This window comes from Franzmannia pantelleriensis (genome assembly GCF_900102875.1).
Classification (GTDB): domain Bacteria; phylum Pseudomonadota; class Gammaproteobacteria; order Pseudomonadales; family Halomonadaceae; genus Franzmannia; species Franzmannia pantelleriensis.
The window spans coordinates 431591-457185 of record NZ_FNGH01000001.1 but is presented as its reverse complement, the minus strand read 5'-3'; the positions used below and the strand labels follow the sequence as shown (position 1 = coordinate 457185).

Annotated in this window: 29 protein-coding genes and 2 tRNA genes; 22 read left to right on the top strand and 9 right to left on the bottom strand. The window is 62.7% G+C overall.

Annotated elements, in window-relative coordinates:
* Positions 1–68 precede the first annotated feature (68 nt).
* Together BLT16_RS01960 and gloB are read right to left on the bottom strand one after the other, a co-directional pair.
* Positions 69–1247: a transglycosylase SLT domain-containing protein gene (locus BLT16_RS01960; protein WP_089656822.1), complete on the bottom strand. Its 1179-nt coding sequence runs from the start codon at positions 1245–1247 to the stop codon at positions 69–71.
* Positions 1248–1290: 43 nt separating this feature from the next.
* On the bottom strand, positions 1291–2058 hold the full coding sequence (gloB, locus tag BLT16_RS01955; RefSeq protein WP_089656821.1) for a hydroxyacylglutathione hydrolase: 768 nt from the start codon (positions 2056–2058) through the stop codon (positions 1291–1293).
* A gap of 171 nt (positions 2059–2229) precedes the next feature.
* On the opposite strand from gloB, the gene BLT16_RS01950 reads away from it, so the two are divergent.
* The 4 genes from BLT16_RS01950 to nudC are packed head-to-tail and all read left to right on the top strand — an operon-like array spanning position 2230 to position 5008.
* Positions 2230–2988 (top strand): class I SAM-dependent methyltransferase, encoded by a 759-nt coding sequence (locus BLT16_RS01950; protein WP_245701397.1) that lies wholly within the window; start codon positions 2230–2232, stop codon positions 2986–2988.
* The gene (gene rnhA / locus BLT16_RS01945) at positions 2981–3430 is read left to right on the top strand and encodes a ribonuclease HI (RefSeq protein ID WP_245701396.1); all 450 of its coding nucleotides are present in this window, start codon (positions 2981–2983) and stop codon (positions 3428–3430) included. The genes BLT16_RS01950 and rnhA overlap by 8 nt, the downstream gene beginning before the upstream one ends.
* A 31-nt stretch (positions 3431–3461) precedes the next feature.
* Positions 3462–4226, top strand: a complete 765-nt coding sequence (dnaQ, locus tag BLT16_RS01940; protein ID WP_089656818.1) for a DNA polymerase III subunit epsilon — start codon at positions 3462–3464, stop codon at positions 4224–4226.
* Complete coding sequence (gene nudC / locus BLT16_RS01935; RefSeq protein WP_089656817.1) at positions 4226–5008, top strand: NAD(+) diphosphatase; 783 nt, start codon at positions 4226–4228, stop codon at positions 5006–5008. The genes dnaQ and nudC overlap by 1 nt, the downstream gene beginning before the upstream one ends.
* Positions 5009–5032: 24 nt before the next feature.
* Here nudC and BLT16_RS01930 read toward each other — a convergent pair whose 3' ends face one another.
* Positions 5033–5344 (bottom strand): SCP2 sterol-binding domain-containing protein, encoded by a 312-nt coding sequence (locus tag BLT16_RS01930; RefSeq protein ID WP_089656816.1) that lies wholly within the window; start codon positions 5342–5344, stop codon positions 5033–5035.
* Between the two features lie 182 nt (positions 5345–5526).
* Between BLT16_RS01930 and sohB the strand changes: the two genes are divergently transcribed.
* Positions 5527–6573, top strand: a complete 1047-nt coding sequence (sohB, locus tag BLT16_RS01925) for a protease SohB (RefSeq protein ID WP_245701395.1) — start codon at positions 5527–5529, stop codon at positions 6571–6573.
* Positions 6574–6576: 3 nt separating this feature from the next.
* Here sohB and BLT16_RS01920 read toward each other — a convergent pair whose 3' ends face one another.
* A complete protein-coding gene (locus tag BLT16_RS01920) occupies positions 6577–6894 on the bottom strand; it encodes an ArsR/SmtB family transcription factor (RefSeq protein WP_422717907.1) in 318 nt (105 codons plus the stop codon).
* Positions 6895–7178: 284 nt separating this feature from the next.
* Between BLT16_RS01920 and BLT16_RS01915 the strand changes: the two genes are divergently transcribed.
* The 3 genes from BLT16_RS01915 (at position 7179) to BLT16_RS01905 (ending at position 10693) form a co-directional block, all read left to right on the top strand.
* On the top strand, positions 7179–9089 hold the full coding sequence (locus BLT16_RS01915) for a propionyl-CoA synthetase (RefSeq protein ID WP_089656813.1): 1911 nt from the start codon (positions 7179–7181) through the stop codon (positions 9087–9089).
* A 110-nt stretch (positions 9090–9199) separates the two neighbouring features.
* The gene (locus BLT16_RS01910) at positions 9200–9883 is read left to right on the top strand and encodes a 7-cyano-7-deazaguanine/7-aminomethyl-7-deazaguanine transporter (RefSeq protein ID WP_089656812.1); all 684 of its coding nucleotides are present in this window, start codon (positions 9200–9202) and stop codon (positions 9881–9883) included.
* Positions 9884–9913: 30 nt separating this feature from the next.
* A complete protein-coding gene (locus BLT16_RS01905; RefSeq protein WP_089656811.1) occupies positions 9914–10693 on the top strand; it encodes an alpha/beta fold hydrolase in 780 nt (259 codons plus the stop codon).
* A 6-nt stretch (positions 10694–10699) separates the two neighbouring features.
* Here the strand turns inward: BLT16_RS01905 and BLT16_RS01900 are convergent, their stop codons facing one another.
* The gene (locus BLT16_RS01900) at positions 10700–12082 is read right to left on the bottom strand and encodes a 3'-5' exonuclease family protein (protein ID WP_089656810.1); all 1383 of its coding nucleotides are present in this window, start codon (positions 12080–12082) and stop codon (positions 10700–10702) included.
* Positions 12083–12100: 18 nt separating this feature from the next.
* Positions 12101–13315, bottom strand: a complete 1215-nt coding sequence (locus BLT16_RS01895) for an ABC transporter substrate-binding protein (RefSeq protein ID WP_176817133.1) — start codon at positions 13313–13315, stop codon at positions 12101–12103.
* A 201-nt stretch (positions 13316–13516) separates the two neighbouring features.
* On the opposite strand from BLT16_RS01895, the gene BLT16_RS01890 reads away from it, so the two are divergent.
* The 3 genes from BLT16_RS01890 to BLT16_RS01880 all read left to right on the top strand — a co-directional run bounded on the left by BLT16_RS01890 (position 13517) and on the right by BLT16_RS01880 (position 15465).
* Positions 13517–15226 carry a potassium/proton antiporter gene (locus tag BLT16_RS01890; RefSeq protein ID WP_089656808.1) on the top strand — a complete coding sequence of 570 codons (1710 nt, stop codon included), beginning with the start codon at positions 13517–13519 and terminating at the stop codon, positions 15224–15226.
* A gap of 64 nt (positions 15227–15290) precedes the next feature.
* A tRNA-Ser gene (locus BLT16_RS01885) sits at positions 15291–15380 on the top strand.
* 8 nt (positions 15381–15388) lie between these two features.
* A tRNA-Pro gene (locus BLT16_RS01880) sits at positions 15389–15465 on the top strand.
* A 70-nt stretch (positions 15466–15535) separates the two neighbouring features.
* Here BLT16_RS01880 and BLT16_RS20775 read toward each other — a convergent pair.
* Complete coding sequence (locus BLT16_RS20775) at positions 15536–15691, bottom strand: hypothetical protein (RefSeq protein ID WP_176817132.1); 156 nt, start codon at positions 15689–15691, stop codon at positions 15536–15538.
* Positions 15692–15836: 145 nt separating this feature from the next.
* Here BLT16_RS20775 and BLT16_RS01875 point away from each other — a divergent pair, with 145 nt between their 5' ends.
* The gene (locus BLT16_RS01875; protein ID WP_089656807.1) at positions 15837–16202 is read left to right on the top strand and encodes a CidA/LrgA family protein; all 366 of its coding nucleotides are present in this window, start codon (positions 15837–15839) and stop codon (positions 16200–16202) included.
* Positions 16199–16927 carry an LrgB family protein gene (locus BLT16_RS01870; protein WP_089656806.1) on the top strand — a complete coding sequence of 243 codons (729 nt, stop codon included), beginning with the start codon at positions 16199–16201 and terminating at the stop codon, positions 16925–16927. Before BLT16_RS01875 ends, BLT16_RS01870 begins: the two co-directional genes overlap by 4 nt.
* A gap of 8 nt (positions 16928–16935) precedes the next feature.
* Here BLT16_RS01870 and BLT16_RS01865 read toward each other — a convergent pair whose 3' ends face one another.
* Positions 16936–17283, bottom strand: coding sequence for a hypothetical protein (locus BLT16_RS01865; protein ID WP_089656805.1), 348 nt, complete (start codon positions 17281–17283; stop codon positions 16936–16938).
* Positions 17284–17424: 141 nt separating this feature from the next.
* On the opposite strand from BLT16_RS01865, the gene BLT16_RS01860 reads away from it, so the two are divergent.
* The 5 genes from BLT16_RS01860 (at position 17425) to BLT16_RS01840 (ending at position 22026) form a co-directional block, all read left to right on the top strand.
* Positions 17425–17598 (top strand): DUF2970 domain-containing protein, encoded by a 174-nt coding sequence (locus BLT16_RS01860; RefSeq protein ID WP_089656804.1) that lies wholly within the window; start codon positions 17425–17427, stop codon positions 17596–17598.
* Between the two features lie 146 nt (positions 17599–17744).
* Positions 17745–18851, top strand: coding sequence for a cytochrome c oxidase subunit II (coxB, locus tag BLT16_RS01855; RefSeq protein WP_245701404.1), 1107 nt, complete (start codon positions 17745–17747; stop codon positions 18849–18851).
* A gap of 54 nt (positions 18852–18905) precedes the next feature.
* Positions 18906–20552 (top strand): cytochrome c oxidase subunit I, encoded by a 1647-nt coding sequence (ctaD, locus tag BLT16_RS01850; RefSeq protein WP_089656802.1) that lies wholly within the window; start codon positions 18906–18908, stop codon positions 20550–20552.
* Positions 20553–20602: 50 nt separating this feature from the next.
* Positions 20603–21169, top strand: a complete 567-nt coding sequence (locus tag BLT16_RS01845; RefSeq protein WP_089656874.1) for a cytochrome c oxidase assembly protein — start codon at positions 20603–20605, stop codon at positions 21167–21169.
* Positions 21166–22026, top strand: coding sequence for a cytochrome c oxidase subunit 3 (locus tag BLT16_RS01840; RefSeq protein ID WP_089656801.1), 861 nt, complete (start codon positions 21166–21168; stop codon positions 22024–22026). Before BLT16_RS01845 ends, BLT16_RS01840 begins: the two co-directional genes overlap by 4 nt.
* Before the next feature lie 65 nt (positions 22027–22091).
* On the opposite strand, the gene BLT16_RS01835 is transcribed toward BLT16_RS01840, so the two are convergent.
* A complete protein-coding gene (locus BLT16_RS01835) occupies positions 22092–22280 on the bottom strand; it encodes a DUF2909 family protein (protein ID WP_076748018.1) in 189 nt (62 codons plus the stop codon).
* Between the two features lie 10 nt (positions 22281–22290).
* Here BLT16_RS01835 and BLT16_RS01830 point away from each other — a divergent pair, with 10 nt between their 5' ends.
* Genes BLT16_RS01830 through cyoE form a run of 4 tightly spaced genes read left to right on the top strand, consistent with a single transcriptional unit; the run spans position 22291 to position 25576 of the window.
* Complete coding sequence (locus BLT16_RS01830; protein ID WP_245701394.1) at positions 22291–23043, top strand: SURF1 family protein; 753 nt, start codon at positions 22291–22293, stop codon at positions 23041–23043.
* A complete protein-coding gene (locus BLT16_RS01825) occupies positions 23040–23567 on the top strand; it encodes a hypothetical protein (RefSeq protein WP_089656799.1) in 528 nt (175 codons plus the stop codon). Before BLT16_RS01830 ends, BLT16_RS01825 begins: the two co-directional genes overlap by 4 nt.
* Before the next feature lie 25 nt (positions 23568–23592).
* Positions 23593–24648 (top strand): COX15/CtaA family protein, encoded by a 1056-nt coding sequence (locus BLT16_RS01820; protein ID WP_422717906.1) that lies wholly within the window; start codon positions 23593–23595, stop codon positions 24646–24648.
* Entirely contained in the window at positions 24641–25576 is a 936-nt protein-coding gene (gene cyoE, locus BLT16_RS01815) for a heme o synthase (RefSeq protein WP_089656797.1), read from the top strand. The genes BLT16_RS01820 and cyoE overlap by 8 nt, the downstream gene beginning before the upstream one ends.
* Positions 25577–25595 lie beyond the last annotated feature (19 nt).

Here is a 25595-nt window from a genome sequence, read left to right as displayed (position 1 = left end):
ACTCCCCCGGCCCAACGCCTTTCAACCCTGCTGGCGGGGCGAGCCGTGGCGCCCGATATGGGCCGCGCTCAGTTGGCGGCCAGGGTGCTCTGGGGGACCTGCAGCGCCTGGCCTTCACGAATTACGTCGCCGTTGAGGCCGTTGTAATCGCGTAGTTCAGCGACGCTGGCGCCAAACCGCGAGGCGATCGTCGACAGGCTGTCACCGCGGCGCACCACGTACTGTTCCCAGCCTGCGGGAGCGTTGCCCGGGGCAATGCTGTCGAGGCCGGCAATGAGGTCCTCCTGGTGGTCGACGGGAACCAGCAGTACGGGCGAATGGTTGGGCGAAATGGTGCCCTGCAGTAAACCGGGATTGAGCGCCTGAAGCTCCTCACGATTGATGTTGGCGAGTTCGGCGGCGCGCCCCAGATCGACGGGCTGCTCGATATCGACCTTGGCAAAGGCCGGGGCATCCTCGATATCGGGCAGCTCGATGGCGTACTGCTCGGGATCATCGATGATGCGGGCGATGGCCAGCAGCTTGGGCACGTAGTTCATGGTTTCGGTGGGCAGACGCAGATGCCAGTAGTCGTCGGGCTCACCGCGAGCGGCAGCGGCGCGACGGGCGTTGTTGACCGTGCCGGCGCCGGCGTTGTAAGCCGCCAGTGACAGCTCGAGGTCGCCCTCGTACCACTGCTCGGCTTGCTGTTCGAGGTAGTCCAGCGCCGCGCGGGTGGAGGCTACTACGTCGAGGCGACCGTCGTAGGCGCCGTTGCGTGGAAGACCCAGGGCATCGCCGGTGCCGGGCATGAACTGCCACAGACCGCTGGCACCGCGATGACTGCGGGCGGCAGGATCAAAGGAACTCTCGACGAAGGGGATCAATGCCAGTTCGCCGGGCAAGCCGCGGGCCTCGACCTGTTCGGTGATCCAGTGCAGCCAGGGGCGCGCACGCTCGGTGATTTCGACGACGTTTTCCGGGCTGGATCGATAGTACTCGATCCACTCATCAACGCGCGGGTCATGGTGCCCTTGCTGCCACTCGAAGCTGTCGCGCAGGCGCGTCCAGGCGTCTTGCGGGGTCGCCGGCTTGAGTGCCAGGGCGTGCCAGAAGTTGAGTCCTGGTGTCTCGGGGGGCGAGACGCCGTGTGGAATCTCGTCGACACGATATTCGGCCGATGCGCCGGCGGCGCTAAGGGTGATGGTGATGCACAGTAGACTTCCCGCCAGGCCGATGGCCAGGCGGCGGGTCGTTCGATAGGTCATGATCGGTGGTCCTCTGGGGCGCTGATGACGGCGTCCATAAGCATCAGAAGTTGTCTTTCCAGGCGCGCAGGGTGGCGAAGGTGGCGAGGGCAGAGTCCGTTGCTCCGTGGTCTGCCGCGCTGGCTTGCAGGGCGGCGTCGCCGCTGCGCAGGAAGGGGTTGATCTCGCGCTCGGTACCAAGATGAGACGGTAGCGTCGGACGGTCCTGATCGCGCAGCGCCTGACACTGGGCGATGACGGCATCGAGCCGTGAATTGCCGGGATCGGCGGCCTTGGCGAAGCGCAGATTGGCCAGCGTGTACTCGTGGGCGGCAAATACCAGGGTATCGTCTGGTAGCTCGGCGAGTCGTGTAAGCGAGTCATGCATCTGTTCGGGGGTGCCCTCGAACAGTCGGCCGCAACCGCCGAAGAACAGGGTGTCACCGCAGAGCAGCAGCGCCGGGATACCGGCGGCGAAGTAGCTGATATGATCCAGGGTGTGACCTGGCGTGGCGATGACCTCGAAGCGACGTCCGAGCACGCTGCACTGGTCGCCATCGGCAAGCGGGGTGTCGATGCCGGCGATCGACGGATTGTGCGGGCCGTAGACGTGGGGGCGATAGCGCTGCTTGAGTTCATCGAGCCCGCCGGTGTGATCATGGTGGTGATGCGTGATCAGTACCGTGTCGAGGGTCAGGCCCTCGCGCTCGATGAGTTCGATCACCGGGGTGGCATCGCCAGGGTCGACCACCGCAATGCTGCTGGAGTCGTCCTGGCGCATGAGCCAGATATAGTTGTCGCTCAAAGCGGGGATCGGTGTCACGCTCAGCATTGGTCACTGTCCTCGGTGGCGGTCTGTCATCGCTGACTTAACCCGTCAGGCAGCCCACGTTATAGTCGTGAAACGTGCAAGAAATTCCGCAAATCGAGCGCTGCCTCGGCGCAGGGATCTTTACAAAACCAGCTACTGTGGAGGTAACCTCTGGCAGTGTCAAATTCGGATATGGCGATATCATTGGCGCAGCTGGTGCGGGATGGTCGACGCTACTGGTCAACGCCCGACGGTCAGGCGCATTGGCAGGCGGAACGCGCCTGCCTGGGCCCAGTGTGTGAGTCGTTATATGGACAGCACAGCCTGGAACTGGGCATGGGGCCGAGGCTATGCGATATGTCGCCGATTCACCATGCGCTGCGCTGGTCGCCAACCCGCGAGTTGGCCGAGCAGCCCGAGACCTTGGTGTGCCTGCCGCATGCGCTGCCGCTGCCAGATGCTTCACTGCGGCTGGTGGTGATTCATCATCTGCTGGAAGTGGTCGCGGAACCTCATCATGTGCTTCAGGAGGCGGCGCGGGTCACTGCCGACGGCGGCGAGCTGATCATCTTTGGTTGGGATCCGGTCGGCGTATCGGGCTGGTCGCGGCTGTTGCCGCGGCGGCGTGAGCAGCTGCCGTGGCGAGGCCATTGGCGGACCCCGGGCCGGCTTCGTGACTGGCTGGCGTTTGTCGATTTCGAGATCGAGCGGGTAGACTACTGCGGCTTTCATCTGCCGGGCCGGCTGCCGCGCAACGCCACTCTCGAGACCCTGGGGCGGCGGCATAACCTGCCGCTCGGTGATACGTTCATGATCCGCGCGCGGCGTCGCCAGCAGCGGGCCCAGATTCAGCGACCACGACTCTCGCTCAAGGGGGCCTTGGGCGGCTCGGCGCTGGGTCATGCGACTCGGGTCGGCCGCCACGCCAACAGGAAGACACCTCTTGAGTGATACTGCACTGCCCCGCGTGACCATCTATACCGACGGCGCCTGCCGTGGCAATCCCGGCCCCGGGGGGTGGGGGGCGCTACTGATCAGTGGCGAACACGAAAAGACGCTCAACGGTTTTGAAGCCAGGACCACCAACAATCGTATGGAGCTGTTGGCGGCCATCATGGCACTGAGAGAGCTGAAGCGCGCATGTCATGTCGAACTCTGGACCGACTCGGAATACCTGCGTAAAGGCATCACCGAGTGGATACATGGTTGGCAGAAACGTGGTTGGAAGACCGCGTCCAAGCAGCCGGTCAAGAACGCCGAGCTGTGGCGTGAACTGCTGGCAGAAACTCACCGCCACAGTATCGAGTGGCACTGGGTCAAGGGGCATAGTGGCCATCCCGGTAACGAGCGTGCCGACCAGCTGGCCAATCAGGCCATCGATGCCGGCAGTTGAGTGCCGCCCGACAACCCGTTGAGAGAATCGCATGCGTCAGATCATTTTGGATACCGAGACCACCGGCATCGACCCCAAGGAAGGCCATCGGCTGATCGAGATCGGGGCGGTGGAGATGGTCAATCGCCGCTTTACCGGTAATACCTATCATCAATACATCAATCCGCAGCGTGAGATCGAGGCCGAGGCAGTGGGTGTCCACGGCATCACCAATGAGCGGGTCGCCAATGAACCGCTGTTCGCTGACATTGCCGATGACTTCTGGGCCTTTATTGTCGGAGCGGAGTTGGTCATTCATAACGCGGCCTTCGACGTGGGGTTCATCGATCATGAGCTCGGCATGCTCAACGCCCAGCGCGGGTCGCCGAAGCTGGGGCCGGTAGCTGAGCACTGCGGGATCCTCGATACGCTGAAGATGGCCCGGGATCTGCACCCGGGGCAGCGCAACAATCTCGACGCCCTGTGCAAGCGCTACGAGATCGACAACGCTCAGCGTGTGCTACACGGCGCCCTGCTCGATGCCGAGATACTCGCCGAGGTCTACCTGGCGATGACCGGTGGTCAGACGGCACTTAGCCTGGATGCCTCGAATAATGCCGGTAACGCTGGAGAGGCAAGTGGTTCTGCGGGCATACGTCGACTCTCGAGCCAGCGCCCCCGGTTGACCACCGTGGCGCCCGGTGATGACGAGCTGGCGGCACATTTTGCCAAGCTGGACGCTATTCGCCAGTCGGCAGGCCAGTGTCATTGGGATGGGTTGTCCGGTTGGCCAGCGACCCCGCAGGAGCGCGATTGATGCTGCGCCGTGAATTGCCCCGCGACGGGACCTACGGCCACTTGCTGTGGGTGGCCGAGGGCAAGATAGCGGAGGGTGAGCACGGCTCGCCGCTGTTCGCCCCTCAGGCCTGGCGACCAGACGATCTGCCGCTGGGGTACTGGAACGATGTGCCGGTGGCGCTGCGTCTCGCTGAGGCGCCCGATTCGGCATACGTCTGGCACGCCGGGCGTGACTGGCTGTCACGTTTGCCCGAGCGCTGGTTTGCGCTGTTGTCGACGGCGCTGCAGGTGGCTAACTGGTGGCGGGATCATCGTTTTTGCGGTCGTTGCGGTAGTCCGTCGCGACACTTGACCCACGAATTCGCCATGCACTGCGACGGCTGCGGGCACCGCAACTATCCACGCATCTCGCCGTGCATCATCACCTTGGTGACCCACGGCGATGCCATGCTGCTGGCGCGCAGCCCACGCTATCCGCCGGGGCGTTATTCAACACTGGCTGGCTTCATCGAACCAGGGGAGTCGGCGGAGGAAGCGGTGCGTCGCGAGGTGCACGAAGAGGTCGGGGTCAGCGTGGGGCGGATCAGCTACTATCGCAGCCAGGCCTGGCCGTTCCCACATGCGCTGATGCTGGGGTATTTCGCCGAGGCTGCCAGTCGACGCATCCGCATCGACGATCATGAAATCGCCGATGCGGCCTGGTTCTCGCCGCGGCAGCTGCCGCAACTGCCACCGCACTATTCGATCTCCCGGGCGCTTATCGAGTCGCACCTGCAGGCGGTCGCCAGAGGAGACGTGTGAGCCCGGCGCTGAGTGTCGCCTGGCTCAGCGGTTGGGGAACAGGCTGGTCAGCTTGGTGGCCAGCATGACGTTACCGGTGGCCTTGAGCTTTCCGGTCATGAACGCGGTCATGCCGTTGATCTCGCCATTCATCACGCCCTTGAGGGTGTCGGTGCTCATCGACAGCGTCACCGAAGGATCGTCGTGTTCTCCCTGCTGGACGTCGAGACTGCCATCCTTGACCACCAGATAATAGTCGTCGGCATCGCTGAAGCTGAACTGGAAGACGTCGTCCATGCCCGCTGCGGCGCCGGCGTCGAAGCGGCTCTGGAGTTTGTCGATGATGGGGTTGTCCATGATGGTGTCCTGTGCTGAAACATGTGCTGGTCGATGGCGGCATCGGAGGCTCCGGCCACTGTCACGAGAGTATTTAAAACGATCGTTTAAGGCAAGCGTCGCAAGCATGGCACGGCCATCACCCGTCGACGCGTGCCACTGCAATGGCCGAGCGGGCCGCTACTAACGAGAAGGAGAGCGCTGTGAGCGAGGGCGTACGTGACATCTTGTTATTCGTGCTTCAGTGGTTGCTGCTACTGGGCATTGTGGCGGCCGTGGTGGTCGTTTGCCTGGCGCTGCTGGGGCGAGCCCGTCAGTCCGGCTCGCCGCATAGCCGCCAGCTGCGCATCGACGAGCTAAACGACCGCTATCGCTCGCGGCGTCAGCGTTTGCAGCTGGCCCGGTCGGCGCCGGGCGATCGTAAGCGCTCTCTCAAGGCCTGGCGCCACGCCGACAAGCGGCGTCGCAAGCACGGTGACGATACGCTTGCCGGCACCGTCTGGGTGATCGAATTTCACGGTGACATCAAGGCCTCGGCGACGCCTCGCCTGGCCGAAGAGATCTCGGCACTGCTGGAGGTGGCCGAGGAGGGCGATGAGGTGGTCGTGCTGCTCGAGTCGGCAGGAGGGCTGGTGCATGCCTACGGCCTGGCGGCAGCGCAGCTCGACAGGCTGCGCGAGGCTGGCATCGCTACCACGGTGTGCGTCGACAAGGTGGCAGCCAGTGGTGGGTACATGATGGCCTGTACGGCCCAGCGACTTAGAGTGGCGCCGTTCGCCGTGCTGGGATCGATCGGCGTGGTGGCGCAGTTGCCCAACGTGCATCGTCTGCTCAAGCGCCACGACATCGATGTCGACGTGATGACGGCGGGTCGCTATAAGCGCACCTTGACGGTGTTCGGTGAGAACACCGACGAGGGGCGCGAGAAGTTCATCGAAGACCTGGAAGGGATACACTCGCTGTTCAAGTCCTACGTGGCCGCGCGGCGCCCGCAGCTCGATATCGAGTCGGTGGCCACCGGTGAGATCTGGTACGGCAGCGAGGCATTGGGCAAGGGGCTGGCCGACGAAGTGGGCACCAGTGAAGCCTATCTGCTTCAGCGGATGAAAGAGGCGCGTGTGTTCAAGGTCAGTCTCGAGGCGCGCAAGGGGCTGGGCGAGCGCCTTGGGCTAAGCGTATCGCAAGGTGTCGAGCGGGGCGTCGAGCGTACGCTCGAGGTGCTCGATGCGAGTCGTTGGCTACGTCGCTGAGCGCTAGTCGAGGTACAGCGCAGCGAGGGTGTCGATGACTCGCCGGGCATGCTCGCCCTGCAGTGAGTAGTAGATCGTTTGCGAGGCGCGGCGGGTGCTGACCATATTTTCGCGCCGCAGGATCGCCAGGTGCTGAGACAGCGCCGATTGGCTCAGGCTGAGTTTGCTGTTGAGTTCGGAGACCGAGAGCTCGCTCTCATCGAGTAGGCATAGAATGCGCAGGCGGTTTTCATTGGCCATGGCCTTGAGCAGGCCGGTGGCATCGGCGAGGGTCGAGTCGCCGGCATCGAGCAGCTGGGCAGCGGCGTGGCGAGTGCTCATGGTCATGTCTCCTGAGAGGGCGGTCTTGTTGTTGGTCTGGACGACGCCTGAACAGCGCTATCTAATCATTTAGTAAATCTTGAAGCGCTTCGCCACTTCCTGCAGCAACAATAAGTTAACGCTGAATCAATGCTTGTTTGTAACTCTTTGGTTTTTCTGTGTTTCGATAGCGTTATTGTCAACAATATTGGCGTACTCTTGGTCTGGTAGCCGATGGTATGAGAGAAATTCGCGCCTATAGCTTCTAAAGTGTCAACAATCCGTTGCCAGCCTTGGGAGCCCACATGAGCCGCTATTCCACTGTCTTCCGTCATGCCATCGATCAGCCTGCCCAGTTCTGGGGCGAACAGGCGCAGCGCATTCCCTGGTTCACCCCGCCCACCACGCTGCTCGAGTATGACGACCAGGGGCACGCACGCTGGTTCGTCGACGGAGTGATGAACACCTGCCATGCGGCGCTGGATCATCATGTCGACAATGGCCGTGGCGATCAGCCGGCGGTGCTGTGGGACTCGCCGGTCACCGCCAGCAAGGCATGCTACAGCTATCGCGAGATGCGCGACGAAGTGGCGCGCTTGGCGGGGGCCCTGGCTGGGCTGGGTGTGGTCAAGGGCGACCGCGTGGTGATCTACATGCCGATGGTCCCCGAGGCGCTGATGGCGATGTACGCCTGCGCCCGGCTGGGTGCCGTGCACTCGGTGGTGTTCGGCGGTTTTGCTCCCCATGAGCTGGCGGTGCGTATCGATGACGCCGAGCCCAAGGTGGTGCTGGCAGCCTCGTGTGGCGTAGAGGTAGAGCGGGTGATCGCCTACAAGCCGATTCTCGAGTCGGCGCTGGCGCTAAGCCGGCATCGCCCCGAGGCCTGTGTGATCCTGCAGCGCGATATGGCCAGGGCCGAGCTGGGTGCGCTGGATCATGACTGGCAAGCGCTGGTGGGCGACGCCGCTCCGGCAGATTGCGTGGCGGTCAAGGCCACCGATCCGCTGTACATCTTGTATACCTCGGGGACCACCGGCAAGCCTAAAGGTGTCGTGCGCGATAATGGCGGCCATGCGGTGGCACTACACTATTCCATGGAGGCAGTGTATGGCATGCAGCCTGGCGAGGTGTTCTGCTCGGCGTCGGATGTTGGCTGGGTGGTAGGCCACTCCTATATCGTCTATGCACCGTTACTGGCTGGATGCACCACCCTGGTCTACGAAGGCAAGCCGGTGCGCACGCCGGATGCCGGCGCCTTCTGGCGACTGATCGAGGAGTATCGGGTCAAGGTGTTCTTCTCCGCGCCGACCGCCTTCCGCGCGATCAAGAAGGAGGATCCCGAAGGTCACTGGCTCCAGCGCCATGACATCTCCTCGTTGCGGACCCTGTTTCTCGCGGGCGAGCGCCTCGACCCGCCGACGTTTCACTGGTTGGAGGGGTTGCTCGAGGTACCGGTGATCGATCACTGGTGGCAGACCGAGACCGGCTGGCCAATTGCCGCTAACCTGCAGGGTCTGGCGCCGATGCCGACCAAGGCCGGCTCGGCGACCTTTCCGGTGCCCGGCTTCAACGTCCAGGTGCTCGATCCGGAAGGCGAGCCGGCCGCGGCAGGGCAGCAGGGGGCGGTGGTGATTCGCCAGCCGCTGCCGCCGGGTTGCCTGGCCGGCATTTGGCGAGACTCGCAGCGCTTTCACAGTGCCTATATGGCGGCGTTTCCCGGTTGTTATCTGACCGGCGACGGGGGCTACTTCGACGCTGACGGCTATCTGTTCATCATGGGGCGCACCGACGATGTCATCAATGTCGCCGGACACCGGCTCTCCACTGGCGAGATGGAAGAGGTGGTGGGCGCACATCCGGCGGTGGCGGAGTGTGCGGTGATTGGCATTCACGATGGGCTCAAGGGGCAGGTGCCGGTGGGCCTGGTCATTCCCAAGGATGGCTTCGATGGCGATGAGGCAGCGCTCGAGCAGGCGCTGATTGCCCGAGTGCGTGAGCAGATTGGCCCGATTGCCTGTTTCCATCAGGTGCTGGTCGTGCCCCGCCTGCCCAAGACCCGCTCGGGCAAGATCCTGCGCAAGCTGCTGCGTACCATTGCCGATGGCGAACGCTTCGGCGTGCCCTCGACCATCGATGATCCCGGCAGCCTAGAGGAGGTGCATGCCGCCATGTGTGAGCGCGACCTTGGGTTGGCCAGCCAGGCGCAGCAGGGCTGACGGGGCCGCTGCCAGACGCTATACTGCGCCCCCTGACGACGCCACGCTTCGCGTGGCGTCTTGCCATTGCATGAGGGTTCCCTCACCCCTCGACGAAAAAAAGGTGCTGCATGTTTCATCTCTCTCCGCGCCAGGCGCGACGCTGCCTGCTGGCGCTGGTCAGTTTTCATGTGCTGGTGATTGCGGCCAGCAACTATCTGGTCCAGTTGCCCTTTACCCTGTTCGGGTTTCACACCACCTGGGGTGCGTTCAGCTTTCCGTTCATCTTTCTCGCCACCGATCTTACCGTGCGCTTGTTCGGCAAGGAGCAGGCGCGTGCCACCATCACCCGGGTCATGGTGCCGGCGTTGCTGATCTCCTACCTGGTATCGGTGATTTTTCCGCGCGGCACATTCGTCGGCCTCGAAGGGCTCGGTGAGTGGAACCTGTTCGTGGCGCGTATCGCCCTGGCCAGCTTCATGGCCTATGTACTGGGCCAGCTGCTCGACATTCATGTCTTCGATCGCCTGCGCCACCTCAAGGCATGGTGGGTGGCGCCGGCCATTTCGACGGTATTCGGCAATCTGGCCGATACCATGGCATTCTTCTCGATCGCCTTTTACCAGAGCCCCGATCCCTTCATGGCAGCTAACTGGCCGGAGATTGCCTGGGTCGACTATGTGATCAAGCTGGCCATCAGCCTGCTGTTCTTTTTGCCGCTGTACGGGGTGCTGCTGGCTTGGCTGAGCCGCCGGCTAGTCGACTGGACCGGTCATCCGGACCTGGCGCCGAGCGCCACCGATCAGGCGCGCTAGTTGGCGCCGCCTTTCACTCGAGGAGATCTCATGAGCGTTGAGTTGCATGCTGTCGATACCGGTGGAGAAGGCACCCCGCTGGTGGTGGTGCACGGCCTGATGGGAAGTGCCGACAACTGGCGCTCCCACGTCAAGCAGTGGCACCGCAAGCGCCGCGTGGTAGCCGTGGATCTTCGCAACCACGGCCGCTCGCCGCATGCACCGGGAATGCGCTATGCCGACATGGCAGGCGACCTGCTGGCCTGTCTCGACCGCCTGGGCATTGAGCGCTGTCACCTTCTCGGGCACTCCATGGGGGGCAAGGTCGCGATGACCCTGGCACGCCAAGCCTCACAGCGGATCGCCTCATTGATCGTGGCTGATATTGCCGCGATCCGCTACGGCCACGGTCACGATGCCATCTTTGCTGCGCTTCATCACGTCGCATCCCATGCGCCGAGCAACCGCCGCGAAGTCGATGCGCTGCTCGCCGAGCATGTCGAGGACAAGGGCACGCGGCTATTCCTGGCCACCAACCTGGAGCGCCGAGACGATGGGCGTATGGGCTGGCGGCTGGGGCTTGAGCATATCGAGGCGGGCTATGAGGCCATTCGCGATCTACCCGACGGCGAGGGTGCTTATGCTGGGCCGTCGCTGATTCTGCGGGGTGGCCGCTCGACGTATGTCACCGATGAGATGCTGCCGGGGCTGCGCGAGCTGCTGCCCCGCGCCGAGCTGGTCACCCTCGATGCGGGGCACTGGCTGCACGCAGAGTCACCCACTGAGTTCCAGGCCGCAGTGAATGATTTCATCACTGCGGTTGAGGGCTGAGAGGCGCTAGTCGAGCGGGCGAATATCGAGCCGCTCGCTGTGGCGATTGACGAAGCGGCCGAGGATCTTGTAGGTGTCCACGTCGAACCGCACCGCCTGCTGTGTCACGGCGGCCAGGGAAGCATCGCTGAGCTCGTTTACGCTGCCCAGGTAGCACCAGTGATCGACCAGATGCCACTGCTGCATGCCTTCGGGGTGATGCTCGCCGAAGGCAACACGGCCGCGCCAAGGCCAGTGTTGAATGCGTAACTTCTCGAGCGCCTCCCGGGCGCGCTCATCATGCTCGGCCGGCGACTCCTTGCCACAGCAGGCGCCAGCGCAGCGTCCCAGTTGATGTGCAAAGCAGGCCCCCTTGCCGGTTTCTAGGCCGAGCCTGCGCGGGCACAGGGCGTGGTTCTCGGCGATTTGCTTAAGCGCCAGGCGAGCCTCGCGAGGGTGGCGGAAGAGTCCATACAGCGTGGTGCTGTCGTGGCTATTGAGTACCTCCCCCGAGACCAGCGAGGGACTGCGTTGGCCCGCTGGCCACTGCCAACTGACCAGTCTGCCTTGGCGGCGAAGCTGGCGGTTCATGATTGGCATCAGCGTCTTGATCAGGCGCGCCTCGAGCAACTGAGCGCCGAGGTCGCCAGCGGTTTCCTGCCAGTCGATGTCCTGAATCTGCTGCACCAGGCGCATCTCCCGGTCGCGGTGGCGATCGTTGTTGAAGTGGCTGAGCACTCGAGCACGCAAGTCGACACTCTTCCCGACGTAGAGCGGCAGCCGATTGTGACCATAGAACAGATACACGCCGGGACGACTGGGTAGTGCCTGCAGGGCGCCTGGGTCGAGGTGCGTGGGCAAGCTGGCCTGTCGGTGCTGGGCGCTGCACAGGGCGTCGATGCGCTCGCTGCCATGCTCGGCCAGCCAGTGCCGCCACAGGGCCAGCATGGCGCGCGCGTCGCCTTCAGCGCGGTGCCTGGAGCCCCCCTCAATTCCGTGGCGTCGCAGCAGCGCATCGAGGTTATGGTGGCGCTCATGCGGGTCCAGTCGGCGTGAAAGTTTCAGGGTGCACAGGGTAGGTGCGCTGAAGCGGCGTCCGGCGCGCTCGAAGGCGTTACGCAGGAAGCCATAGTCGAAACGCGCATTATGCGCGACCAGACAGCCGCTCTCTAGCCAGGTTGACAGAGTGTCAGCCAGAGCTTCGAAGCACGGTGCCTCGGCGACCGTCGAGGCATCGATACCGGTCAGGCGGCTGATGTGGTCAGGAATCGGGACGCCGGGGTCAACCAGCGTGACGAAGCGGTCGACTTCCTGGCCGTCGACGACCTTGATGGCGGCAATCTCGGTGATGCGGTCGCGGGTGGTGCGAGTCCCGGTGGTTTCCAGGTCGAGGAAGATCAGGGTGGACATATCACCTCGGCGCGGTGGTCATGGTGCATGCAGGTCAACGGCCAGGCGCTCGAGGGGTTGTCGGGTGTCGATATGGCCCTGGTCATGGAGATAGTTCTGCAGCAGCGCATAGCGGCGGGTATCGAGCGCCGAGGGGCGTAGCGCCAGGCGGCGCAGGGTATCGGGCCAGGCGCGCTGGTTGATGGCGTTGTCCAGGGTGGGGTGGTTGTTGGTGATCAGTTCCCATGCCGCTTCCGGATGGTTAACGGCCCACTCGGTGGCATCTTCCAGTGCAATGAGCAGGCGTTTGATCTCGCTACGCTGGCTGGCCAGCGTGTCGCGGTTGGCCATCAGAATCAGTCCGTCGTGGCGCGGTATCCCGTGGGCCTCGGCGGCGAAGCTGCGCACCCTGAGCCCCTCCTCTTCGAGATGGTGTGGCAAGACCTGGCGCAACGGGGCGATCAGCGCGTCGACCCGCCCCTCGAGCAATGTCAGGGCGGGACTGAAGTTGACGTACTCGAGTTGCAGATCGTCGAGGCCGAGATCGTACTGAGCCAGCATGCCGCTCAGCATCGGCGTAAGACTGTCCTCGACTGCATAGCCGACGCGCTTGTCGGCGAGGTCGGCGAGGGTCGCGATATCGCTATCGGCTGCGACTACCAGGCTGCTCAGCGGAGAGGGGATCAGGCTGGCGACACGCACCAGCGGTAGCTGCTGGTCGACCAGCATGTGTAGCTGGGCTTGACGGCCAATCGCCAGGTCGGCGCGTGCGGCGGCCAACAACTTTGGCGGCAGGCCGGGGTCGGCGGGCGCGTTGAAGGCAACCGTCAGTCCGTGGCGCTCGAAATCGCCGCGCGCCTGGGCAATCAACAGGGCTGCATGCTGCGGACTCAGGTACCAGTCGAGGACGATCCGTAGTTCATCGAGGGGCGGGGGATCGATGGGCTCTGGGCTGCGCATGGTGATAGAGGGTACCGTATCGTCTTCGACTGACGGCCGCGGGTAGGGAAAGGCGTCGAACAGAATCGGGTGTTGAACGGCAAAGGGCAGGGCAGCTGGATCTACGTAAGGGATCGGGTCGCGCTGGCTGGCGGGTAGTGCTTCCTGACCGATTTCCGTCACTGCTTCGACGCGTGGGGCAGGCGGCTCAGCGTCTTCCGGGGCATTGCCGAGGGCGATCGTCGAGCAGCAAAGGGTCGCGGCGATGACGGTGAGCAGTGCCCACCGGGCCTTGCGATTGCACAGGGGGTTCATCCAGGTCTCCAGCGGCGAGTCTAGGGTCGGCCGCACAGCCAGCCACGCGTGATTGTATCCTTGAGTGACAGGCATTGACTAGCCGTTATCCCGGGTGTTGATGTACAACCTATTGAAAAATCGGGGTAAACGCTTTAGCTGATCGCTGCTTGCCATGCACTATGGCATACTCCGGGTACTTCTTAGTCGCGTGCGCAGGCCATGGATAGCATCAATACCCTCTTTCTGCTCAGCGGTTTTCTGATTGCCCTGAGTATTCTCGCCAGCCGCCTATCGTCGCTGTTTGGCCTGCCATTGCTGATCATCTTCCTGGGGCTCGGCATGCTGGCCGGTGAGCAGGGTGTGCTCGGCATTCAGTTCGACGACTACTCCCTGGCGTTTCTGATTGGCCATCTGGCTCTGGCCATGATCCTGCTCGACGGCGGTTTGCGCACACGGCTCAAAACCTTTCGGGTCGGCTTCCGGCCGGCACTGTCGCTGGCCACGCTTGGGGTGTTCCTCACCAGCGGCATCGTTGGCGTACTGGCGATGTGGGTATTCGATCTGACCCTGGTGCAGGGGCTGCTGGTGGGAGCCATCGTCGGTTCCACGGATGCTGCCGCGGTGTTCTCGATGCTCAGCGGGCGCGGCATCAACCTCAATGAGCGGGTCGGGGCAACGCTGGAGATCGAGTCGGGCACCAACGACCCGATGGCGATCTTCCTGACCATCATGCTGGTCGAGCTGCTGGTGGGCGATATTGGTGGCATCGCGCAAACGCTGCTGTTCCTGATCGAGCAGTTCGGCTTTGGGATGCTGATCGGGATTGGTGGGGGCTGGCTGATCGCCAGGCTGCTGCGCTCACTCGATCTGGCGCCGGGGCTCTACTCGCTACTGGCGCTGGCGCTGGGGTTCTGTGTGTTCGGCCTGACCAGCGTGTTGGGGGGAAGCGGCTTCCTGGCCATCTATTTGTGTGGATTGATGATTGGCAACCGCCCAGGGCGTCATCTCAACTTCATTCTGCCGGTGCACGACGGCCTGGCCTGGCTGAGCCAGATTGGTCTGTTTCTGGTGCTGGGGCTATTGGTAACACCCAGTGACCTGCTGGAGTACGCGCTCCCGGCGTCACTGGTGGGGTTGGCGTTGATCTTCGTGGCGCGACCGTTGGCGGTGCTGATCTCGGTCAAGCCGTTCTTCAAGTTTCGCTGGCGTGAAATCGGCTTTATCTCCTGGGTGGGGCTGCGCGGGGCGGTACCGATCGTGCTGGCGATCTTCCCGGTGATCGGCGGGGTGGAGAACGCATCGCTATATTTCAATGTGGCCTTCGCGGTGGTGCTGATGTCGCTGTTGATACAGGGCGGGACGATCTCTCTGATGGCGCGCTGGATGAAGGTCGAGGTACCGCTTGGGGTAACGCCCAATCGTCGCGGACCGCTGGGGGTGCTGCCGGAAAATGACTACGAGATGTTCGTCTATCAGGTCGACAACCAGGACCTCGATGACGTGCCGATTCGTCTGCTGCGTTTTCCCTCAGGAGCCCTGATCTCGGCGCTGTTTCGTCAGCACGCCATGCTGCATCCCAAGGGCAGTACCCGCCTGATGCTCGGCGATGTGGTGTGCGTGATTGGCCGTACCGATGACCTGCCGGCCCTCAATCGACTCTTCAACGGCGATGCCAAGCTCAAGCGTGAGCGGGCCTTCTTCGGTACCTTTACGCTCGACGCCGATGCCTTGATGAGCGATGTGGCGGCGGCTTACGGCTTGACCCTGAGTCCCGGTGAGCAGGAGATGAGCCTGGGTGAGTTCGTTTCGCTACGGGTCGGCGGTCACCCGGTGGTGGGCGACGACGTTGGCTGGCACGGGATCCACTGGGTCGTCAGTGAAATGGAGGGCAATCGCATCACCAAGGTCGGCCTGCGTCTCTATCAATAAGGTCATTTGGCAAACAAGCCCTTGACCTGCGGTGAGAAACTGGTAATATTCTGCGCCGTGAGCCGGAGGGATGGCAGAGCGGTTGAATGCACCGGTCTTGAAAACCGGCAAGGGTGAAAGCCCTTCCAGGGTTCGAATCCCTGTCCCTCCGCCACTCACGATCGGAGCGTGGCGCAGCTTGGTAGCGCGCTGCAATGGGGTTGCAGAGGTCGCAGGTTCGAATCCTGTCGCTCCGACCAGAGGAATACAGAAAAACCGCCACTCACGGGTCATGCCGGGTGGCGGTTTTTCGTTTGAGCCACCGCTGGGTCAGCGTGGGCCCCGGTGGCGGGTCAGGTAGAGTGCGCCGGCCAGCACCATCAGCGCCAGGCCGACGAAGGCCACCGGATTGTAGGTGGCCCACCCGTATGCCCCCAGCAGGGTGCCGATCACCAATATCACCCAGCGTGTCGTCTTGACGGTCATCATGTCTCCTTGGTTGGCGTTGCTTCATGGGGCGAGACTTGTTCGCCTATGCTGCATGTTGCACGTCGTGTGCCTGCATTGCTATTGCACGATCTCGCCGGGGAGTCGCGCGGTTTGCTTGGACGTCTGCTATGGGAGTGTCACGATGCCGTTGATCGTGGGGATGAGTGTGTTGCTGGGCTGCCAGTTCATTGGTGAGTTGCTCGCCAGGGGGCTGGCAGTGCCGGTGCCCGGCCCGGTGTTAGGCATGCTGGTACTGCTACTGGCGTTGATGGTTAACGGACGAGTGCCCTCGGCGCTGCGCCAGACCGGTGAGGGGTTGTTGCGCTACCTGACGCTGCTGTTCGTGCCTGCCGGGGTGGGCATGATGGTGCATGCGCGGTTGATTGCTACAGACTGGTGGGTGATTGGCGTGACGCTGGTGGTGTCAACTGCGGTGACCCTGGCGGTGACCGCCAAGGTCATGAGTTGGCTCAATCAGCGTCGGCTGCGGCACGGCAGTGACCCATGAGTATCGTTGCCCTTGATCAACTGTGGGTTTACCTCTCCGGCCATCCACTGGTGTCGCTGCTGGTGACGCTGGTGGCCTTCATTGCCGCCACGCGGGTCAATCGGATGCTGGGTGGGTCGCCGCTGCTGCACCCGGTGATCTTGAGCATTGTGCTGCTGATCGGTTTTCTGCTGCTCACCGGCATTGACTACCCGACTTACTTCGAAGGTGCGCAGTTCATCCACTTTCTGCTGGGGCCGGCCACGGTAGCGCTGGCGATTCCTCTCTACGATCATCTGGATAGAGTGCGCGCCATGCTGGTGCCGATCCTGCTCGCTTGCTGTGCCGGCATTGTCACCGCAGTAGGTAGCACGATCGGCATTGCGGCGCTGTTGGGGGCGGCGCCGGAGACATTGCTTAGCCTGGCGCCACGCTCGGTGACGTCGCCGATTGCCATGGGGGTCGCCGAACAGGTCGGCGGTATTCCGTCGCTGGCGGCGGGGTTGGTGCTGCTGACGGGGTCAGTGGGTTGTGCGCTGGGGCCGTGGATATTGCGTCTGATGCGTATCGAGGATCCCAGTGTGCAGGGCTTTACCATGGGGCTCGCCGCACATGGGTTTGGCACCGCCCACAGCTTTGCCTCGATCGGCGCCATGGCCGGAGCCTTTGCCGGTCTGGCCATGGCGCTTACCGGTCTCCTGACGGCCTTCCTGCTGCCACTGATGACTGCTTTGCTAGGTGTGTGATATCGGGTTCAGAGCTCTTCCCAGAGTTGTTCCCGGAACTCACGGGAAAGCTCGGTGACCTTGCTGAGTCTGGCCATGCTGGCTTCGGTGACGTCGGTCATGATCTCCTGGTAGCAATCGCTCAGCTCAGCGTGCCGGGTCAGGCGATCAGGGTCCAGCAGACATTCGCTCATGCGCAGGTTGGCGTTGAGGCAGGCGAGCATAAACGTCGCTTCGCTCTCGATCATCTGATCCATGGCCTTGAGCCACTGCAGCTGCAGGCGAGCCGTCGGGGTGTTGGCATCCAGCCACTGCTCGAGCCATAGCTGGGGCAGCGGTGTGACGGTTGACGATTGGTGCGTAGGTGTCGGTGACATGCTGGCCTCCCGGTGGCGTGGGTGGGGTATCCTGAGCAGTATAGTCGTCCATCGCCGGTCAACGAGCAGCGAATGCTGCAATGCGCCACTTTGCTGATGCGGGTCAAATTCGGCATCAAACTTTAGTCGTGAGGAGGGTCTATGTGGGGCGTCATCAAATCGGTACTGGCCGCCTTTTTCGGTGTGCAGAAAGAGCGTCAGCGCCGGCATGATTTTGAGCATGGCAAGCCGGGAGCCTTCATTCTCGTGGGCTTGCTGATGGCAGTGGTGTTCGTGGTGGTGATTGCGGCACTCGCCATCTACGTGGCGGGCTAAGGTGGCCTAGCGCTGACAGCGTTGAGGGGCAGGGGTTGCCTTTCGACGGCAGATGCTCTTCTATAGCGCGACAAGACACACCTAATATTGCGCGACGGTTGCGCCGCCGGCACGAGCAAAACAACGAGGAGGAGCCAATGCGCAAGATGCTCGCATTGATGACGGGTGGGGGGACGCTCTTTGGGGGCGCATCACTGGCCCACGCCAATGGCTGGAACATGCCCGTCGGTGTAACCGACCTCAGCGCCGAGATCTATACCCTGCACATGACGATCTTCTGGATCTGTGTGGTCATCGGCATAGTCGTCTTCGGTGTGATGTTCTACTCGCTGTTCAAGTTCCGTCGCTCTAAAGGGGCCAAGTCGGCGCACTTCCATGAAAACACCACCGTTGAGGTGATCTGGACGGCCGTGCCCCTGCTGATCCTCGTGGGCATGGCGGTGCCCGCTACTGCTACCCTGCAGAAGATGTATGATGCGTCCGATGCCGAACTCGACGTGATGATTACCGGCCAGCAGTGGCGTTGGCGCTACGAGTACCTCGGCGAAGACGTCGCCTTCAACTCCAACATGAGCACGCCACGTGCCCAGATTACCGGCGAAGAGGAGCGCGGCGAGCACTACCTCCTCGAGGTCGATGAGCCGCTGGTGCTGCCAATCAACCGTAAGGTGCGTTTCCTGCTAACCGCCGATGACGTCATTCACTCCTGGTGGGTGCCTGACTTCGCCGTCAAGCAGGACACCATCCCCGGCTTCATCAACGAAAACTGGGTGCGTATCAACGAGCCTGGCATCTACCGCGGCCAGTGCGCCGAGCTGTGTGGCATGGATCACGGTTTCATGCCGATCGTGGTGCATGCCATGGAGGAGGACGAGTTCGATCAGTGGTTGGTCGAGCGTAAGGAAGCCGCTGAAGCCGAAGCCATGGGCGTCGATCGCGAGTGGGAGATGGATGAGCTGATGGAGCGCGGCGAGCAGGTCTATGGTTCGATCTGTGCCTCTTGCCACCAGGCTGACGGTGGCGGTTCTCCGCCTGCGTTCCCTGGGCTGGCCGGCAATCAGGAGCTGATCGATGACGTCGACTGGCATATCGATGTGGTGCTCAACGGCGTGTCGGGCACGGCCATGCCGGCGTTCCGCAGCAACCTCAACCCGGTCGAGCTGGCCGCGGTGGTGACCTACAGCCGTAATGCCTGGGGCAATGACACCGGCGATGCGGTGCAGCCCGCGGAGATCGTCGAGCTGCTTGAATAGACGATTACCACGAAACGTCTCTCTGCCACTAGACAACGATATCGGAGATGTGCGATGGCTCCCAAATTGCCGCCCCATCACAGTTTGCAACACTCGAGCACGACCGCCACTGCTGGCGGTCAGGTGCACGACGATCATGACCATCACCCCCAGCCGCGCGGCATCATGCGCTGGTTGCTGACCACCAATCACAAAGAGATCGGTAGTCTCTACCTGATCTTCTCGTTGATCATGTTCTTCATCGGCGGGATCTTTGCGCTGGTGGTGCGTGCCGAACTGTTTCAGCCGGGGTTGAACCTGATCAATCCCGAGTTCTTCAACCAGATGACCACCATGCACGGCCTGATCATGGTCTTCGCGGCGGTCATGCCGGCCTTTACCGGGCTGGCCAACTGGATGATTCCGCTGCAGATCGGCGCACCCGACATGGCCCTGCCGCGGCTCAACAACTTCAGCTTCTGGCTGCTGCCGGTCGCCTTCACGCTGCTGCTGTCGACACTGCTGATGCCAGGAGGGGGGCCCAACTTCGGCTGGACCTTCTACGCGCCGCTGTCGACCACCTATGCGCCGCCGTCGACCACCTTCTTCATCCTCTCGCTGCACATCGCCGGGGTCAGTTCGATCCTCGGGGCGATCAACATCGTCGCTACCATCCTCAACATGCGCGCGCCGGGCATGCGCATGATGGACATGCCGCTGTTCGTGTGGACCTGGCTGATTACCGCCTTCCTGCTGATCGCCGTGATGCCGGTACTGGCGGGGGTGATCACCATGATGCTGATGGACATCAACTTCGGCACCAGCTTCTTCGATGCCGCCGGGGGCGGCGATCCGGTTCTGTTCCAGCACCTGTTCTGGTTTTTCGGCCACCCTGAAGTCTACATCATGATCCTGCCGGCCTTCGGCATCGTGTCGGCGATCATTCCGACCTTCGCTCGTAAGCGTCTGTTCGGCTACGCCTCGATGGTCTATGCCACGGCATCGATTGCCGTCCTGTCCTTCCTGGTCTGGGCGCACCACATGTTCGTGGTCGGACTGCCGCTGGCTGCAACGCTGTTCTTCATGTACACCACCATGCTGATCGCAGTGCCCACCGGCGTGAAGGTGTTTAACTGGATCACCACCCTGTTCCGTGGCTCGATCACCTTCGAAGTGCCGATGCTGTTTGCGCTGGCGTTCGTCGTGCTGTTCACCATCGGCGGTTTCTCCGGGCTGATGCTGGCCATCGCGCCGGCCGACTTCCAGTACCACGATACCTACTTCGTGGTGGCACACTTCCACTATGTGCTGGTGCCCGGGGCGGTCTTCTCGATCATGGCGGCCGTCTATTACTGGCTGCCCAAGTGGACAGGGCACTACCCCAGTGAAATTCTCGGCAAGTGGCATTTCTGGTTGTCGGTGATCGGTGTCAACCTGACCTTCTTCCCGATGCACTTCTCGGGGTTGGCCGGCATGCCGCGGCGGATTCCGGACTATGCGCTGCAGTTTGCCGATTTCAACCTGGTCTCTAGCTTGGGTGCCTTCCTGTTCGGCTTCTCCCAGTTGATCTTCGTATGGGTGATCATCAAGTGCGTGCGCGGGGGCGTCAAAGCGCCGGCCAAGGCCTGGGACGGCGCGGAAGACCTCGAGTGGAGCGTGCCGAGCCCTGCGCCGCTGCACACCTTCGAAACGCCGCCGGACTTCAAGCCGGTACAGCACTAACCCCTGACGCCCGCCGGTAACGCCGGCGGGCATAGAGGAGAGTCGGCATGATGAATCCCGTTCAACGCACCGTGTTCCGCAGCGTCCTGGTGCTGATCGCGATGTTTGCCTTCGCTTTCGCGCTGGTACCGCTTTATGACGTCTTCTGCCGCATCACCGGGGTCAACGGCAAGGTCGATGAGCGCGCCCAGACACTGGTCAGCGAGGAGGTCGATGAGTCGCGTTATGTCACGGTGCAGTTTATTACCCGCTCGGGCTCTGGCTTGCCGTGGATTCTCGACGTCGAGCAGCGTCAGGTCAGAGTGCATCCGGGGCAGCCCACCGAGATCAACTTTGCCTTTACCAACCAGAGCGGCAGTGCTTTGTCGGGTCGTGCAGTGCCTAGCGTATCGCCGTCACAGGCCTCGCGCTACCTGCGCAAGGTCAACTGCTTCTGTTTTGACGAGCAGCGACTCGAGGCCGGCGAGCGGGTCGAGATGCCGCTGGTCTTCCAGTTGACGCGTGACCTTCCCAAAGACGTCAACACCGTTACGATGGTCTACACGCTGTATCCCGTGGCCGAAGAGAAAGCACAATTACAGGCGCAGGTAGCGCCGGGATCAGGAGGTGACGCATGAGTGGTGGCAGTTACTATGTACCCGCAACCAGCAAGTGGCCGGTACTGGGGTCGCTGGCGCTTGGGGTGATGATGATCGGTGCCGGCATGGCGCTGGTACATGGCAACGGCACCATTGTCATGTCGCTGGGGCTGATCGGTGTGCTGACGGTGATGGCGCTGTGGTTCCGGGATGTGGTGATGGAGTCGCGTCAGGGGCTTTATGACGCCCAGATGGATCGCTCCTTCCGGCAGGGCATGGGCTGGTTCATCTTCTCCGAAGTGATGTTCTTCGCCGCCTTCTTCGGTGCCCTGTTCTACATCCGCGTATTCGCCCTGCCGTGGCTCGACGGCGAGGGGGCCAAGGGCGTGGCAGCACTGCTGTGGCCCGATTTCTCGGCGACCTGGCCGTTGATGAGTCCCCCTGATCCGAGCGTCAGCGGTCCTCGCGAGGTGATGAACCCGTGGCAGCTGCCGCTGGTCAACACGCTGATTCTGGTGGCCTCCAGTATCACCCTGACCATTGCCCACGAGGGGCTCAAGGAGAGCAACCGTACGGCCTGCCGTAACTGGCTGATTGCTACCTTGGCGCTGGGCTTCGTGTTCGTGATCATCCAGGGCGTTGAATATTATCAGGCTGTGACCCACTACGGGATCACGCTGCAGGCCGGGATCTACGGCGCCACCTTCTTCATGTTGACGGGCTTCCATGGCCTGCACGTGATTATCGGTGTGACCATCCTGGCGGTGATGCTGGTCAGGATTCTTCGCGGGCATTTTGGGGGGCATGACCACTTCGGCTTCGAGGCATCATGCTGGTACTGGCACTTCGTCGACGTGGTATGGATCGGGCTGTTCCTGTTCGTCTACGTCTTTTGAGGAAAGCCGACATCCGTTATCGGGCCCGGCACTTGCTGCCGGGCCTTCGCGTGATGGGGCGCTGTTCAGGCCAGATCGCCGATGTAAAAGCCGTAGCCGAGTAGTAAGATCAGTAGGCCGGCCATTGAGACGCGCAGCTTCAGCGACGTCAACAGGCGCCGGGAGTTGCCGTGGTCGCGCAGCAGGAAGCCGGCGCCCGCCGCAAGGCTGGCGAGCATGGTAAGAAATGTCAGGGCGATCAACGCTTTCAGCATGGGATACTCCGTGAGTTTTCAGACGCCCAGTTCAAGCAAGCCGGTGCGACATGTCAAGCGCTTATGGTGGTGGTGGCTGGTTTGGTGCCTGCTGGTCTCACTGGGCATTGCCTTGGGCATGTGGCAGTGGGAGCGTGCCGCCGACAAGCGCGACTACCTGCAGCGCTTATCTGACGCTCCGCAGTTGAGCGCGCCCCATGACACCCCGCCAGAAGGGGCTCAGATCAGCCTGCGCGGTGAGTTTATCGCCGATCAAACCTACTTTCTCGACAATCGCGTGGTCGAAGGGCAGGTGGGGGTGGCAGCGCTGACGCCGTTGCGTACAGAAGACGGTCGGGTGTGGTTGATTCAACGCGGTTTCGTCCCTACTGGCGGCAGTCGTGTCGATCCCGAGATCGAGACCCCGCAAGGCAAGGTCGCGATAACCGGCCAGTGGCAGCCGGCCGGTGAGATCGCCCTGCTGTTTGGCCCCAACCAGGAGGAGCGGCGGTTGCAGCGCCTGGCGCTGCTGCCCTGGCAGGCCGATCTTGGCGAATTCGCGCATCCCGGCTGGCTGCATATGCAGCAAGGGGCGGGTATGTTCACGCCCTGGTGGGAGCCCAGCGTTATGCCTCCCAGCCGCCACACCGGCTATGCCATCCAATGGTGGGGGTTGGCTTTGGCGGCGCTTGCGGTAATGCTGATAGGGGGGCGGCGCCTGATACGCGATGGTCGCGAGTCGGGTGCTGCCTCGACAACGAGTGAGCGGGAGCGGGAACCATGAGCCCACTGAACAGACAACGAATGAAACTGCTGGCCTTGATCATGCTGTTTGCAGCGCCGCTGGCCAGTGCTTGGGTGATGGTCGAATTTCGTATCGGCATACCCGATGAACGTACCGCTCATGGGGAGCTCAATCCCGATGTGCCACGACTTGCCGGTTGGCCGCTGGTCGATCCTCGCCCAGCCATCGATCATGGCGATTGGGTGCTGGCGTTCGACTGTGCCGAGGGCTGCGAGGCCGAGGCCGACCAGTGGTGGCGGTTGCATCGTGCACTGGGTCGTGAGGCACCGCGGGTGACGCGACTACGCCTGGGGCCTGCTGACGAGGTCTTGCCCGGTGAGGTGCTTGGCGAGTGGCAGGCGTTGCCGGCATGGCGCGATAGTGGCCAGCTGTGGCTGCTCGACCCCCAGGGAGAGGCGGTGTTGAGCTATTCGGCAGGGGTGGATCCCCAGGACGTGTTGGCAGATCTCAATCACCTGCTACGCATGAACAATGATCAAGCAACCGCGCTGAGCGATACGTGAGGATGACAAGGTGATGGATGGCGCGATGGAGAAGCCGATAGCGCGGCTCAGGCTACTGCGTGGCTTGAGCCTGATGGGGGTGGTGTTCACCATCGTGGTGATCCTGGTCGGCGTCTGGACGCGATTAGTCGATGCCGGGCTTGGCTGTCCCGACTGGCCGGGCTGTTATGGCCGGCTGGTGGTGCCCGATGCTGATACCGCCTCGCTGCATTCCCCCGATGCCCCCCTCGAGACGTTCAAGGCCTGGGTGGAGATGGTTCATCGTTACATCGCGTCGGCCCTCGGCCTGCTGGTCTTGGCGCTGGTCGCATTAGCGCTACCGCTGCGTCGCCGGGCGGGGTTTCCGTGGCGTCTGACCCTGGCGCTGCTGGCGGTGATCATCCTGCAGGGGGCCTTTGGTGCCTTTACCGTCACCCTCAAGCTGTGGCCGCAGGTTGTCACCCTGCACCTGCTCGGCGGGCTTACCGTGATGCTGCTATTTCTGTGGCTGCATCTGCGTCTGCGCCAGGCCACTCTCGAAGGGGTGCAGCAGCCACGGGTCAAGCGCCGAATGTCGCTACTCTGGGCGCTGGTGGCTGCCCTGCTGGTGGGGCAGTTGGCGCTGGGGGGGTGGACGTCGAGCAACTACGCCGGCATCTCGTGTCAGGGATTCCCGACCTGCAACGGCGAGTGGTGGCCGGAGATGGACTGGAGCGACGGCTTTCATTTGACCCAGACGGTGGGGCCCAACTACCTGCATGGTCAGCTGCACGCCGATGCGCGCACCGCTATCCACTTCGGCCATCGGCTCGGCGCATTGGCGCTGGGGGTGGGGCTGGTACTGCTCGCCGTGGCACACTGGTCGCGGCGAGAGATGCGGCCCTGGATGCTGGGCATACTGGGTAGCTATGCGTTCCAAGTCGCGCTGGGGGTTGCCAATGTATTGCTGTGGCTACCGCTGAGCCTGGCGCTTGCGCATACCGCAGGTGCCGTACTATTGATAGTAGTGTTGACGCTCGCCTACTGGCGAGCGAGCCTGATGCGCTCCGACAAGCCGGGATATCAGCAAGTGGACGACAAGAAGGAGTGGGCGCATGCGTAATGCGGCGATCGAACAGGGCGAATTGCTGGCAGGCCGCGAGAGTAGCCTGACGGTGGCATGGCAATGGCGTGACCTGGTCACCCTGTGCAAGCCGCGTGTGGTGATCGTGATGCTGGCTTGCGCACTGGTCGGGATGGCGCTGGCAACCCCGGGCATACCGCCACTGGCCAGCGTGGTCTATGGCCTGGCAGGGATCGCCCTTTGCGCCGGTGGGGCAGCCGCCTATAACCATGTCCTTGACCGTCGCCTCGATGCCATGATGGTGCGTACCTCCCGCCGCCCGCTAGCCACGCAGCGCTTGCCTACCCACTATGCGCTGCTGTGGGCTACTGGTCTGTCAGTGCTTGGCTTCACGCTGCTGCTATGGCAGGTCAACGCCTTGACAGCGTGGCTAACGCTGGCGTCACTGGTGGGTTATGCGCTGATCTATACGGCTTTTCTCAAGCGTGCCACCCCGCAGAATATCGTAATCGGTGGCGTTGCAGGTGCTGCGCCGCCGCTGTTGGGCTGGACGGCGGTAACCGGCCAGCTGGGCGCCGAACCCTTGTTACTGCTGCTGATCGTGTTTGCCTGGACGCCGCCGCACTTTTGGGCGCTGGCGATACACAAGCGTGACGAATACGCCAAGGCCGGCGTGCCGATGCTGCCGGTTACGCATGGCGATGCCTTCACCCGCCTCCAGGTGTGGCTGTATGGCTGGTTGACGGTGGCGGTGACCCTGATGCCGTTCGTGATTGGCATGAGTGGGATGATCTATCTGGTCGGGGTCACGGCCCTCAACGCGCGCTTCATGTTCTGGAATTGGAAGGTGTGGCGGGGGCGTGACGAGCAGGCGCCGATCAACGCCTTCTGGTTCTCGATTCGCTATATCCTCGGCGTGTTTGGCGTCCTGCTGTTCGATCACTATGCCGTTAACTGGGTGATGTGAGCGTCAGTCGGTATGGACG